Source organism: Fibrisoma limi BUZ 3 (genome assembly GCF_000296815.2).
In the GTDB taxonomy this organism is placed as follows: domain Bacteria; phylum Bacteroidota; class Bacteroidia; order Cytophagales; family Spirosomataceae; genus Fibrisoma; species Fibrisoma limi.
The window spans coordinates 149,955-163,526 of sequence record NZ_CAIT01000007.1 but is presented as its reverse complement, the minus strand read 5'-3'; the positions used below and the strand labels follow the sequence as shown (position 1 = coordinate 163,526).

The 13,572-nt window shown below is 55.1% G+C and carries 13 protein-coding genes; 12 read left to right on the top strand and 1 reads right to left on the bottom strand.

What is annotated here, in order from left to right; all coding sequences use genetic code 11:
* Positions 1 to 33 precede the first annotated feature (33 nt).
* Positions 34 to 600, top strand: coding sequence for a phosphonate degradation HD-domain oxygenase (locus BN8_RS16995; protein ID WP_009283152.1), 567 nt, complete (start codon positions 34 to 36; stop codon positions 598 to 600).
* Positions 601 to 636: 36 nt separating this feature from the next.
* Complete coding sequence (locus BN8_RS16990; RefSeq protein ID WP_009283151.1) at positions 637 to 3,402, top strand: bifunctional YncE family protein/alkaline phosphatase family protein; 2,766 nt, start codon at positions 637 to 639, stop codon at positions 3,400 to 3,402.
* An 11-nt stretch (positions 3,403 to 3,413) separates the two neighbouring features.
* Here BN8_RS16990 and BN8_RS16985 read toward each other — a convergent pair whose 3' ends face one another.
* Positions 3,414 to 3,779, bottom strand: a complete 366-nt coding sequence (locus BN8_RS16985) for a DUF1304 domain-containing protein (RefSeq protein ID WP_009283150.1) — start codon at positions 3,777 to 3,779, stop codon at positions 3,414 to 3,416.
* 171 nt (positions 3,780 to 3,950) lie between these two features.
* Between BN8_RS16985 and BN8_RS16980 the strand changes: the two genes are divergently transcribed.
* The 10 genes from BN8_RS16980 to BN8_RS16935 all read left to right on the top strand — a co-directional run bounded on the left by BN8_RS16980 (position 3,951) and on the right by BN8_RS16935 (position 13,565).
* The gene (locus BN8_RS16980) at positions 3,951 to 6,197 is read left to right on the top strand and encodes a TonB-dependent receptor (protein ID WP_009283149.1); all 2,247 of its coding nucleotides are present in this window, start codon (positions 3,951 to 3,953) and stop codon (positions 6,195 to 6,197) included.
* Positions 6,198 to 6,268: 71 nt separating this feature from the next.
* Positions 6,269 to 6,664, top strand: coding sequence for a GxxExxY protein (locus BN8_RS16975; RefSeq protein WP_009283148.1), 396 nt, complete (start codon positions 6,269 to 6,271; stop codon positions 6,662 to 6,664).
* Positions 6,665 to 6,763: 99 nt separating this feature from the next.
* A complete protein-coding gene (locus tag BN8_RS16970) occupies positions 6,764 to 8,050 on the top strand; it encodes a DUF5690 family protein (RefSeq protein WP_009283147.1) in 1,287 nt (428 codons plus the stop codon).
* A gap of 150 nt (positions 8,051 to 8,200) precedes the next feature.
* Complete coding sequence (locus BN8_RS16965) at positions 8,201 to 9,142, top strand: phosphatase domain-containing protein (RefSeq protein ID WP_009283145.1); 942 nt, start codon at positions 8,201 to 8,203, stop codon at positions 9,140 to 9,142.
* Between the two features lie 139 nt (positions 9,143 to 9,281).
* Positions 9,282 to 11,342 carry an NAD(+) synthase gene (gene nadE / locus BN8_RS16960; RefSeq protein WP_009283144.1) on the top strand — a complete coding sequence of 687 codons (2,061 nt, stop codon included), beginning with the start codon at positions 9,282 to 9,284 and terminating at the stop codon, positions 11,340 to 11,342.
* A gap of 25 nt (positions 11,343 to 11,367) precedes the next feature.
* Complete coding sequence (locus tag BN8_RS16955; RefSeq protein WP_009283143.1) at positions 11,368 to 11,598, top strand: hypothetical protein; 231 nt, start codon at positions 11,368 to 11,370, stop codon at positions 11,596 to 11,598.
* Entirely contained in the window at positions 11,595 to 12,035 is a 441-nt protein-coding gene (locus BN8_RS16950; RefSeq protein ID WP_009283142.1) for a PIN domain-containing protein, read from the top strand. The genes BN8_RS16955 and BN8_RS16950 overlap by 4 nt, the downstream gene beginning before the upstream one ends.
* 77 nt (positions 12,036 to 12,112) lie before the next feature.
* Positions 12,113 to 12,352, top strand: a complete 240-nt coding sequence (locus tag BN8_RS16945; protein ID WP_009283141.1) for a DUF433 domain-containing protein — start codon at positions 12,113 to 12,115, stop codon at positions 12,350 to 12,352.
* Positions 12,352 to 12,702, top strand: coding sequence for a DUF5615 family PIN-like protein (locus BN8_RS16940; protein WP_009283140.1), 351 nt, complete (start codon positions 12,352 to 12,354; stop codon positions 12,700 to 12,702). The genes BN8_RS16945 and BN8_RS16940 overlap by 1 nt, the downstream gene beginning before the upstream one ends.
* Positions 12,703 to 12,710: 8 nt before the next feature.
* Positions 12,711 to 13,565, top strand: a complete 855-nt coding sequence (locus tag BN8_RS16935) for a DMT family transporter (protein ID WP_040006189.1) — start codon at positions 12,711 to 12,713, stop codon at positions 13,563 to 13,565.
* The last annotated feature ends 7 nt before the right edge of the window (positions 13,566 to 13,572 follow it).

Genomic DNA, 13,572 nt, shown 5'->3' with positions numbered 1-13,572 from the left:
TTTCGCTCAGTCACTCCCGCACTCTTTAAAATCATGATCGAACAAACCATTTCCGACATCTCCACATTATTCGAACGCAGCGGCAACGATGCTTACTTCGGTGAGCCGGTTACGCAACTGGAACATGCGCTCCAGTGCGCTGGTCTGGCTGAACGCGCCGGTGCCGACGACGAAACTATCATTGCGGCATTTCTGCACGACATTGGGCACCTGCTGCCACCCGACATGGCTGGCGGGTACATGGACGGCTACGGTACCGTCGATCACGAACGGTTAGGAGCCGACTACCTGCGTCAGCGTGGCTTTTCGGAGAAGGTAGCCCAACTGATTGAACACCACGTCAATGCCAAGCGGTATCTGGTCGCAAAAAAGCCCGAATACCTGGCACGGCTGTCGGAAGCCAGTTTAAAAACACTTGAGTTTCAGGGTGGGCCGATGACGGTGGATGAGACCGAATCCTTTGAAAAGAATCCGTACTTCCGCCAGATCTTACAGGTGCGGGGGTGGGATGAGCAGGCGAAAGAAACGGGAATGGTGTTACCCGATCCGATCCATTACCTGGAGAAGTGCTACAACCACCTCGAAAGCCGCCTGTCGTAATTTTCCTTGCCCCGACTCCCCTGACCTCTCACCACCATGAAGCACCTTTCCCTTGTCTTTTTGCTTTTACCAATCGTTGTCTGTGCTCAGAAAACGTACCAGACGCTACAGGTGCCGGGTCGGTCGGCGTTCTGTAGCATCGATACGGCCGGGCGCTCGGTGCTGCCGAGTGGCCGGTACGTGACGCCCGTCGGTCGAACGCTACGTATCACCAACGACCCGTTCGGAATGGCGCTGTCGCCGGATGGGAAAAAGGCGGTTACGCTCCACGACGGCGTACTGACGGTGATGAACCTCGATGGAACACCGACAACTACCCGGATTCCCGATTATGCCGGTACGATCAAGTCGCCGGTCAATGGTGCTACGTTCCTGGGCGTAGCGTTCGCGCCCGACAACAAAACGGTGTACCTGAGCAACGGTGACAAAGGGCGGGTGATTGTGTACGATATTGACCGGTTGCAGACCATCGACAGCATCGCGCTGGACGGTAACGGCTACACCGACAGCTTTACGTCCGATCTGCTGCTGAACGGCAACGAACTGCTGGTACTGGACCGGGCTAATTTTCGGCTGGTGCGCATTGACCTGTCGACGAAACAGATTACCGCGTCAATCCCAACGGGGCGGCAACCCTTCGGGCTGGCCGTCAGTCCCGATCGTACGCTGGCGTTTGTGGCTAATGTGGGGTTGTATGAATACCCCAAAGTGCCGGGCGTAACGCCGACCAATAAGGACACCATGATGCTGCAATTCCCGGCTTATGGCGCGCACACCAAAGAGTCGCGGGAGGGCGTTGAGATCGACGGCCGCAAAATTCCCGGTCTGGGCGATCCGCTGGCCGACGAAGCGATGAGTGTCTGGGTGGTCGACCTGAAAACCGGCAAGGTGGTCAGTAAACTTAAAACGGGTGTACAGATTGGTGGAATGATTGAGGAGGCTGAGGTGGTGGGAGGGTCCAGCCCAAATTCGGTAGTGGTGGGTAGCCGATACGCCTACGTTTCCAACGCCACCAACGACAACATTTCGATCATTGATTATAAAACGCGCAAACTGGCGGGAACCATCCCGTTAAAACTGGACCGTAACGACGGATCGCCAAAGCTGGACCGCTACCGGGGTCTGATGCCGTTTGGCCTTGCGCTAAGCCGTGAGGGAAAAACGCTGTACGTGGCGCTACTGGCGTTCAACGCCGTGGCTGTAGTGGACATACCAACCCGGAAAGTCCGTGGCCTGATCCCCACCGGCTGGGGACCGACCCGCGTAGCGCTGTCACCCGACCAGGAAACATTGTACGTAACGTCGGCAAGGGGCTACGGAGCCGGGCCGAATGGCGGCCGAACGTTCGTGAAGCCCTCGCAGGGGACATACATTGGCGATATTCAGTTAGGTACGTTTCAGGACATACCCGTTCCCGATGCAGCCCAACTGGCTGCCTATACCCGGCAGGTGCTGGGCAACACGTACCAGACTGTTGCCGTCGCTGATAACGGCCGGAATCCATTGCCTCCGCTGCCTAAAGTACGGCAGTCGCCCATCAAGCACATCGTGTACATTACGAAGGAAAACCGGACGTACGACGAGGTATTCGGTCAGCTCAAAACCGGCCGGGGTGACTCCACGCTGGCCCGGTTCGGCCTGGGTGTGACGATCAGAAATCGAATCGCGACCGACCGTGGCAACAGCGGCCGAACCACCGACCGACCCGTTGATACGGTGGCAATTACGAAGGCTGACATCATGCCAAACCACAGCCGAATTGCGCAGCAGTTCGCATTTTCAGATAACTTTTACTGCGATTCAGACGCCAGCATCCACGGCCACCACTGGATGATGGGGACCATCCCGAACGAGTGGGTGGAGGCCAATGCCGCGTCGGCGGGGCGGTTCGATGCGTTCTCGAAAGCCCCTGGCCGTCGATTCCCCAAAGCATCTGGGGCGATCGACCCTGAAGATTACAACGAGATCGGTGGGTTGTGGGAGGCCCTCGAACGAAGTAAGGTGTCGTTCTACAATTTCGGTCAGGTAAACGAATACGCCGGAAACTACGAGGAGCAGTACGACACTACTTTCGGCGCGGCTCATCCGGTCGCCTTCCCGATGCCCGCGGCTGCCTTCCGGCATACATCCCGGAACTTCGCCGGGTATAACACCAACATCCCCGACCAGTTTCGGATGGATCAGTTTGAGCGGGAATTTACGGCCAAATGGTTGCCGACCAAAGGCAAGCCACCAAAGGAGACCCTGCCGCAGCTCATTACGGTGATGCTGCCGAATGACCACGGGGCCGGGCCGCGGGCCGACGATGGCTACCCGTATCTGCATTCGTACATGGCCGACAACGATCTGGCGACCGGCCGGATTCTGCACTTCCTGAGCCGGACGCCATACTGGAAAAACATGCTGGTGATCATTACCGAAGACGACCCGCAGGGTGGTGTCGATCACATCGATGCCCACCGCTCGGTGCTGATGCTGGCCGGGCCTTACGTCAGGCGCGGCTACGTGTCGCACACCCACGCCAATTTCGGGTCAATTTTGAAGGTGATCTATAACGTACTGAATGTGCCGTATGTGAATCAGTACGACCTGACGGCGTCGCTGCTCCAGGACTTCTTTACCGACAAGCCCGACCTGCGGCACTACGACGTCGTGCTGCCCGATGGTCGCGTGTTTGATCCGCAAACGGCCATGAAGCCGTACAACAAAACCTTCGACTGGCGGAAAATTCAGAAAGGACCCGAGATGGACGACCGCGCCGATCAACGGGCCGAACATTACCGCCAACAAGCGGACAACTGAAACGGGGGCGTCTAGCGAATGTGAACGGCGATAAGGGCCAGGAGGGCCGGCAGCGCCTGCACGTAAAAGATGCGTCGGGTAGCGGTCAGCGCACCGTAAACACCCGCAATGGTTACGCAGCTCAGAAAGAAAATGGCGATGTAGGCTTTCCAGGCCGGATCAGATATGAAGAACGTCCAGATCAGACCGGCTGCGAGGAAGCCGTTGTAAAGCCCCTGGTTGGCCGCTAGTCCTTTTGTCGGTTTGAATAGTTCGGCCGGCAGCGCCTGTTTGAAAATCTGTTTACCCCTCGTTTCCCAGGCGAACATTTCGAACCAGAGAATATAGAGGTGTTCGAAGGCAACGAAGCCAATCAGAATGGTAGCGATTACATTCATAGCAATAGGGTTCAGGATAACACAAGACTCAGCAACCAGCAGCGCTGATGGTGTTCCAGTAAGCGGAGGGAAGCTGCTGGTAAAGTTAACAGAAGGTTGATCGAACCGGTATTTTACAACAGTTTTTAATGACGTTACTTTGTCGTGTTGGCTACTAAGTCTTTATTCCTGATGACGAAAATTTTTACCGTTTTTCTATGGTTGCTATGCAGTGTCTGCTATGGTCAACTGTTCTCCGGCGTTGTGCGCGATGCCCGTACCAATAGTCCGCTGGTGGGGGCCACGGTACAGCTTTTATCCTCGGCCAGGGGTACCCAGACCGACCGGCAGGGCCGCTTTGTGTTCACGAACCTGCCCGACGGAACGTATCAGCTACGCGTCAGTTCGGTCGGGTACCGGACCACTGAGCAGTCGGTGAACTGGGCGCAGGGAGCCACCAGCGACGTAGTGATAAACGTACAGCCAGCCGTTATTCAGCTCAACGAACAACTTGTCACAACCGCCCAGCGAACCGAAGCCCCTGAGTTTGTACGGCCGGAAGTTATCTCGGTCGTAACGCCCCGCGACCTGCGTCAGCGGGCTCCCCGGTCGGTGCCCGAAGCGCTAATCGGGGTTACGGGGGTTTTTTTGCAGAAGACAAATCACGGGGGTGGTTCGCCATTTGTACGGGGCCTGACCGGTCAGCAAACCCTGTTGCTGGTCGACGGCATCCGGCTGAACAACGCGACGTTCCGTTCCGGCCCGAACCAGTATCTGAACACCATTGATCCGCAGAGTGTCGGGCAGATCGAAGTGGTTCGGAGTACGGGCTCCGTGGCCTACGGCAGCGATGCCATCGGGGGCGTAGTCAACGTCCTGACCAAAAGCCCGCAGTTTTCGGAGCAGGGTGGCTTTACGGGCAATGTGTTCCTGAAAGCGGCCACGCAGGGCATGGAATACACCGGCCGGGTTGAGGTCGGGTATCAGTCGGCCAACGTAGCCGTGCTGGGTGGCCTGGCCTACCGGAAATTCGGCGATCTGGTGGCAGGTGAAGGGTTGGGTCGCCTGACACCAACCGGCTACAGCCAGCTTTCCGGCGATGTCAAAGCGAAATTCCGGTTGTTGGATCGGTACGTAGCTACGGTTGCCTACCAGGATCTGGAACAGGACAGTGTGCCCCTATATCATCGGGTTCGATTGGAAAACTACGCGTATTACCAGTTCAATCCGCAACGGCGGCAGTTGACCTACGCCCGGTTGGAGGGATTTTATAACCGCCGGTTTCTGCAATCGGTGCAACTGACAGCCTCGTGGCAGCGGCAGATCGAAGGTCGTCAGAGCCAGCGGAATGCTAACCCTACGGCCGTATACGAGCGCGACGAAACGGCGACCACCGGCCTGACGTTCCTGATGAATGCTGAACCGACTTCGTTCTGGCGGATGCAGAACGGTGTCGAGTGGTATTACGACCGGGTTCGGAGTAGTCGCGAGGACGTGAATACGCAAACCGGAGCCGTTGCCTTAAAGCGGGGACTTTATCCTGACCGCGCTACAATGAGTAGTCTGGCCTTGTTTTCCCTGCATACGCTCACGCTCAATCGATTGACGCTGACGGCCGGTGGGCGCTACAACGCGTTCCAGATCACGACGCCAAACGAAACCCTGGGGGAAGCCTCGATCCAGCCCTCGGCGCTGGTGGGTAATCTCGGTGCGTCGTTTGCCGTGCTGCCTGCCGTGCGGATCGTCGCATCCGTGCAGTCGGCGTTCCGGGCTCCGAACGTCGATGACCTCGGTACGCTGGGTATCGTCGATTTCCGGTACGAGGTGCCTAACGCCAGTCTGGAGCCGGAGCGGTCGTTAAATACCGAAGCGGGGGTTAAAGTACGGACGAGCCGGTTTTCGGCGGCCTTGCTGGCGTATAACAACCGCCTGACGAACTTTATCAGCCGCGTTCGGGCGGGCCGGGATTCCATTCAGGGGTATCCGGTATATCTGAAGCAGAACAGCGCCGAATCATTTATCCGCGGGTTTGAAGCCGACGCCGAGTATGAGTTCATCCGGAACTGGCTGGCCTATGGTAGCCTGACGTATACGTTTGGTCAGAACGTAACGGCCGCTGAGCCATTCCGGCGGATTCCGCCCCTGAACGGTCGTTTTGGCATTACGTATCAGCCCGCCGACGGCTGGTGGGCGCGGGCTGAGTTCCTCTACGCCGGGGCGCAAACCCGACTGGCAAAAGGCGATCAGGACGATAACCGGATTGCCAAAGGCGGGACCCCGGCCTGGCAGGTCATCAACCTGAACGGCGGCTATCGGTGGCGGAACGTAACGGTCAGCGCCGAACTGCAAAACCTGACCAACGAAGCCTACCGGACCCATGGCTCGGGCGTTGATGGCGTTGGGCGGAGTGCCTGGCTGGCGGTGAACTACCGGTTTTAAAAAAGATTGGAACGCTGATTATTATGATTGTTATGGTTACTTTATGATTTTATCATATAACCGTAACAATCATGAACGCTAATTATCAGCACTCTGAAATCACACAATTGGTTATAAAAGCCTTTTATCGAGTTTACAATACGCTGGGCTTTGGTTTTTTAGAGAAGGTTTACGAGAACGCAATGCGGCTCGAACTAGATAAAACGGGGCTTTTCTGTACGGCTCAACAATCAATTGATGTGTATTACGATGGCGAAAAGGTAGGCCTGTATTATGCCGATCTAATCGTTAATGATTGCGTTATTGTTGAGCTTAAGGCGGCTGCCGGATTAGCTCCAGAGCATAAAGCACAGCTTACCAACTACCTTAAAGCCACCAATATAAAAGTAGGGTTATTGCTCAACTTTGGCCAGCAACTACAGCACAAACGCAAAGTCTTCGCCAACGACCGAAAAAATCATTTCTAATCATAAGCATCAGCGTGCTATATGGATTGAATGTAGCGATTTAACATGATTGATTGTGTTATATTGTCTCCCTGACATCAGCACACGACCCTCTGCCCTATGCGTTCACCTGCCTTTCTTCGTAACTCCACTGCCTTCATGCTCTTCGGAGCGACCTCGGCCTTCTGTACGTATGCGTGCATGTACGCCTTCCGCAAAGGCATCACGGCTGTTACGTTTGAGGGAATGGCCTTCGCCGGCATCAATTACAAAATATGGCTCGTGACGGCGCAGGTGCTGGGCTATGCGGCTTCAAAAGGCCTGGGTATCAAGTTCGTATCGGAAATGTCGCCGGGTCGCCGGGCCGGGAACATACTTATGCTGGTTGGGGTGGCTTTACTGGCTCTGCTGGGTTTCGCTACTATCCCGGCTCCATACAACATTATCTTTCTGTTCCTGAATGGCCTGCCGCTGGGCATGGTTTACGGCATTATGCTGGGCTTCCTGGAAGGACGTCGACAAACCGATGCGCTCGTGGCCGGACTGACGGCTTCGTTTATTTTTGCGTCGGGCTTCGTCAAAACCGTGGCCCTAACCCTCAGGGCCGAATGGGGTGTATCCGAGTTCTGGCTACCGTTCGTGACGGGGTCGCTGTTTGTGCTGCCAATGCTGGTTTCTGTTTATGCCCTCACGTTGCTCCCCCCGCCCACCGACGAAGACCGGGCGCTGCGAACCGAACGTAAACCCATGAACCAGGCCGAGCGGCAGGCCTTTGTGCGGAACTTCGGCCCGGGTCTGGTGCTGCTGATCGCGTCGTACGTGCTCCTGACGGCCTTCCGCGACTTTCGCGACAACTTTGGCCCCGAGATCATGCGCGATGCAGGCGTTGATAATCCCGGTGTTTTTGCACAGACCGAAACGCTCGTTGCGTTCGGTATCCTGATCGTCATGGCCCTGCTGCAACGCGTCACCGACAATTTTCGGGCCTTTGCCCTGCTGAACGCCATCATGCTGGCCGGGGCCGGTCTGGTCGGCATCAGTACGTGGCTCTACATGTCGGGGGTGCTGTCGCCCGGTATCTGGTTTCTGCTGACAGGTCTGGGTTTGTACATGGGCTACGTGCCCTGCAACGGACTGTATTTCGAACGGCTGGTGGCTGCCTTTCGCTACGTCAGTACTGTCGGGTTTATCGTTACCCTGGCTGATTGGTATGGGTATCTGGGCAGTGTGGCCGTACTGCTGTATAAAAATTTCGGTCAGGCAACCATCAGCTTTCGGGAGTTTTTCGTGTACGGCGCGTACATCCTGGCGTTGGTATATACCGTACTTGTCATAGCCTCCTTTCTGTATTTTCAACGTCGGTTGCGGGCCGAAGAGACCCCGTATGGGTTGCAGCCCGATGCCTGATAAAAACTGGTTTGGCGAAGCAATAAGTAAACAATTTGCAATCGTTGCCCGCTTCTATGCAGAAGCGGGCTTTTTTATGGAGTTTATCAGTAAACTCAAGTGCAGGCTGTAATTTTCCGGGTGCCGAAGAGCCATACGTTTAATTAAATTATGAAAAAAGTCCTCATACTGACTGGTCTGAGCGGTAGTGGTAAGTCAACCTTTGCCCGGCAATTCTGCGCCGAAAATCCAAATTACGTGCGGGTCAACCGCGACGATCTTCGGCGTAGCCTGCTGCCGGTACCCCTCGGCGAGTACTGGAAAAACTGGCCGGACCGCGAGAAGAACCGCATTGAGCAGCTTGTGAATGAGTTGCAGAAAACGGCGATTCTCGAAGCCCTGAACCGGAACTGGCACGTACTGATCGACAACACGAATCTGAAGCTGAGCTACCTGAACGAATTCAACCGGCTGCTGTCGGCGCATTTCGATGCGGTAGAGATTCGTTATCAGTTGCTCGACGTACCGGTGGACGAGTGCATCCGGCGCGATGCTGAACGGCCCGATTCAGTCGGGGAGGCTGCCATCCGGAAGCAGGCCGAGCAACTGGCTGTCTTGAAGAAAAATTTTAAGTTTCGGCCGGTTACGCTTACCCGCGACGCCATTCATCGTAGGGTGCAGGATGAATCGTTGCCCCGATGTATTCTGGTGGATATTGACGGTACCGTAGCTGAGAAAGGAGACCGATCGCCCTACGACTGGCATAAAGTGGGGCTGGATACGCCCAAGTGGCCGATCATTCGGCTGGTGCAGGCCATGCGCGTGGCGGGTTATGCGATCGTGTTCTTTTCGGGTCGCGACGCTGTCTGTCGGCGCGAAACGACGGACTGGCTCTGTCAGCATTTTGGTTGGGCACCCACCGATTATCAACTTTTCATGCGCCCAAAGCAGGATAACCGGAAGGATTCAATCATCAAGCTGGAACTGTTCGAACAGCACGTAGCGGGGCGATACTATGTTGAGTTTGTGGTCGATGACCGCCAGCAGGTGGTCGACATGTGGCGCCGGACGCTGGGGCTAACGTGCGTGCAGGTCGATTATGGGGACTTTTGATAAGCAGGAGGTGATGGGCGTGTTAGAAGAAAAATTACAGGTAGAGCCTTGCTGACAGATCCTGGTCATCTGCCTTCACTTATTTAACTAAACCCTTTTTTCATTCATATTTGTTATCCCTTAAAGGAATCCAATCTGAATGAAACTTCTCAAAGTAGCCGCCGGAGTATTGAACCAGACGCCCCTGGCCTGGGACCATAATAAGCAAAACATCATCAACGCCATTGAGGACGCCAAGCAGCAGAACATTAGCCTGCTGTGCCTGCCCGAACTCTGCATTTCAGGCTACGGCTGCGAGGATGCCTTCTTTGCGCAAAATACAATGGATCAGTCCATTGCTTCACTACTCGATATAGTTGACTATACCAACGACATCACCGTAGCGCTCGGGCTGCCGATGCGCCACAACAACCGCACCTTCGACGTCGTGGCGCTGGTGGCCAACAAGCGGATTCTGGGCTTCACGGCCAAGCAGTATCTGGCCAACAACGGCATTCACTACGAAGCCCGCTGGTTTCAGCCGTGGCCGATCTTTGTGCGCGACGAGATCAGGGTCGGGGAGTTCACCTACCCGTTCGGGGACATCGTGTATGAGCTGTCGGGTGGGGCCGCGGGGGCGGTCCGGATCGGCTTTGAAATCTGCGAAGACGCCTGGATTGCCAACCGCCCCGGTCGGACGCTCTATGAACGGGGTGTCGACATCATCATGAACCCCAGCGCCAGCCATTTCTCCTTCCTGAAGTCGCAGACGCGGGAGCGGTTCGTGATTGACGCGTCGCGGTCGTTTGGGGTCAGCTACGTGTACACCAATATGCTGGGCAATGAAGCGGGCCGGGCCATCTACGACGGCGATGCGATGGTGGCCTGCAACGGCGAACTGCTGGTGTCGGGGCCGCGACTGAGTTACGAAGACCATCTGATCGTATCGGCTGTGATCGACGTGGACAATACGCGCCTGAATCAGGTGCAGAACCGGGCTAACATTGCCCTGGCCTATCCGAACCTGCGCGTGGCCGGTACGTTCGACTGGCCTGAAATCGCTCCTGTTATGCACCAGAATCAACTGGAATCGTGGGAGCGGACCGGCTACCTCAAAGAAGAAGAGTTTGCCAGGGCTGTGGCGCTTGGGCTGTTCGACTACCTGCGCAAAAGCCGCTCGCAGGGCTACGTGCTGTCGCTGAGTGGCGGGGCTGATTCGTCGTCTATTGCCGCTACGGTGTTCCTGATGATTCGGATGGCGGTTGAAAACCTGGGACTAGACGGGGTGAAAAAGAAGCTAAGCTATATCCCGGCGTTGCAGGAATGCCAGTCGTCTGAGGAGATGATCGGCAAACTGCTGACGGTGATTTATCAGGGGACCGAAAACTCATCGGAGGATACGTTCCTGTCGGCGAAAGAACTGGCTGAGAGCATCGGGGCTACGTTCCTCAATATCAACATCAACGGCCTGGTCGAAACGTATACGAGCCTGATCGAACAGCAGATCGGCCGGACATTGACCTGGGAAACCGACGATCTGGCGTTACAGAACATCCAGGCCCGCGTTCGGGCTCCGGGCGTGTGGATGCTGGCCAACATCAAGAACGCCCTGCTGCTCAGTACGTCCAACCGCTCCGAAGCAGCCGTGGGCTATGCGACCATGGACGGCGACACAGCGGGTAGTATCTCGCCAATCACAGGCATCGACAAGCATTTCCTGCGGGGCTGGCTCCGCTGGCTCGAAACCACCGGTCTGAACATCGCGTCGACGCCCTCGCCCGAAACGGCTATCAAGATCGAGGGTCTACACCGGGTGAACAACCTGCAACCCACTGCCGAACTACGTCCACTGGACAAGAAGCAAACCGACGAGGATGACCTGATGCCGTACGACGTATTGAACGCTATCGAGTCGGCGGGGATTCGCGACAAGCAGCCGCCGGTTGAGGTGCTGAAATGGCTGGAAGTTCGGTTCGCTGGGGTGTATGATCGTGAGAAATTAATGATCTGGGTTGAGCGATTCTTCCGGCTCTGGAGCCGCAACCAGTGGAAGCGCGAACGGTACGCGCCCTCGTTCCACCTGGACGACCACAACCTCGATCCGCGCTCGTGGATGCGCTTCCCAATTCTGTCGGGCGGCTATGAGAAGGAGATTGAGGAAATGAAGCAGTGGGTAGCCGGCCAGAGCGGCAAGGGCCGCAAAGGCCGGATTGGGTTTTGAGGTATAATCAGTAAATTGACTTATTATGGCTACGATTCAGGTACAAATACAGGATGACTTGGTACAGCGTTTTGGCGTTGAAGCCATCAAGCGTATGATTGATGATGAATTAGCGTATCAGCGCTTTCGATTATTGGAGGAGGGCGTTCAGGCAGCGTTGCAGCAGGCAGAAGGAGTGAATTGGGATAAAGAGTTTGAAGAGGCTCGTCAGAAGGCGTTTGATGAATACCGGAAAAAACGCGAGCCGAACGCATGAAGCAGTATGTTATCGATGCGAATATTCTGTTCAGCGGTGTCTTGAGTCGAAAAGCTATTTATCGGGCGGTTTTTAATCAGAACCTGTACTATGCGCCAGATTTTATATTGGCTGAATTGAACAATTACCGCGAGGTAATCTTGCGCAAAACAAATGTTCAAAGAGACGAATTGAAGGAATTCACTCTCTTTCTGTTTTCTAAAATCATCGTTGTACCTGACTATGTTATTTCCGAAGCGTCTTATCGACAGGCACAGAACTTGTTAGCTGATATTGATCCAAAAGATGTTGCTTACCTAGCTTTGAATGAAGAATTAGGTACAATATTGCTTACTCGTGATAAACCCCTTTACGAAGGATTAATTGGTAAGGGGTACGAACGAGTCCAACTATTCGGTGATTTTATTGCCCAAAACCTAACCGGGGAAGGAATATAGAACAACCTGTTCGGTGATGGGTAAGCCGCAAAGGCCGGATTGGGTTTTGAGGTATATTTGCTAAAAACAGTACGGGCATGAATACCATCAACTGGCGTGACTACATCACGGCCAATCCTAAGATTATGGTCGGTAAGCCGACTATCAAAGGAACCCGAATAACCGTTGAGCTGATTGTAGATAAGCTGGCTTACGGAGAAACAGTAGACGAAATCCTGATCGATTACCCGCATATTACGAGGGACGCTATTTTCGCCTGTCTTCACTATGCCGCTGATGCGGTACGGAATGATATCATTTTCGATCTGGCCGCCTGATGCTTATTCTGGCCGACGAAAATGTTGAAAGACGGGGTGTATTGTTCCTGCGAGACAATGGCTATTCGGTTGATTATGTTGCTGAGCAAAGCAGTGGTATCGACGACACAACTGTGTTAGACCGGGCCGTAAAGGCGTATGACCTGCTGCTGACCGGCGATAAAGATTTTGGTGAACTACATTTTCATCAGGGTTTCGCTCATAAAGGTGTATTGTTGTATCGGTTGGATAGAATGCCCACCATGGATAAAGCGCGGTTGATTTTGAAGACATTGCAGGAGAATGAAGCAGAATTACAGGTTGCGTTTACGGTGGTGACACCCATTAAGATTCGTATTCGCAAACTATAAACAAGCCTGTGCGACAACTTCTCCCAGGCCTTCTTTTCGCCATGTTGTGGGCATCGGCGTCGGCTGCTACCAAGTTTGGTGTGCAGTCGGTGCACCCGCTGATTCTGGCCAACGTCCGTTTCTTCATTGCCGGGGCCGGGATGCTCGCGTGGGCCTACGGCGTTCAGCGCACTCAGAATGCATGGCCAAAAGGGCCGGAGTGGCGGCATCTGACCATCTTTGCCCTGCTCAACACCACCATCTACCTCGGTGCGTTTGTGCTGGCACTTAAACAAGTATCGGCGGGGATCGGAAGCCTCTCAACGGCCACGAATCCGCTGTTTATTACACTACTGTCGGCCATCTGGCTCCGGCGACCCCTGCGCTGGTTCGAAGCCGCGGGCCTGGCGCTTGGCTTGCTGGGCGTCAGTGTTGCCACGTATCCACTGCTGGAAGATGCCCACGCTACCGTCGAAGGGCTGCTCATTCTGCTGGTCGGCATGATCTCCGTTTCGGCCGCGACGGTCTACTACGCCCGCGTTCAGTGGCAGCTACCGAGTCTGGTGATCAATGGTTGGCAGGTCCTGCTCGGTGGGGTACTGCTCCTGCCACTCACGTTGCTGACCGCCGACTTCGACGCGTCGCACTACGACCAGCGTTTCTGGCTATCCGTCTTCTGGCTGATCCTGCCGGTATCGGTGCTGGCGTTGCAGTTGTGGTTTTTCCTGATTCGGAAAGACCCCGTTCGGGCGTCGCTCTGGCTGTTTCTGTGCCCAATATTCGGCTTTGTGTATTCGTACCTGCTGCTGGGCGAACCCATCACGATCTACACCGTCGTCGGTACGGTGCTGGTAATCGGCGGGTTATGGCTGGGGCGGAAATAAGCGTAAG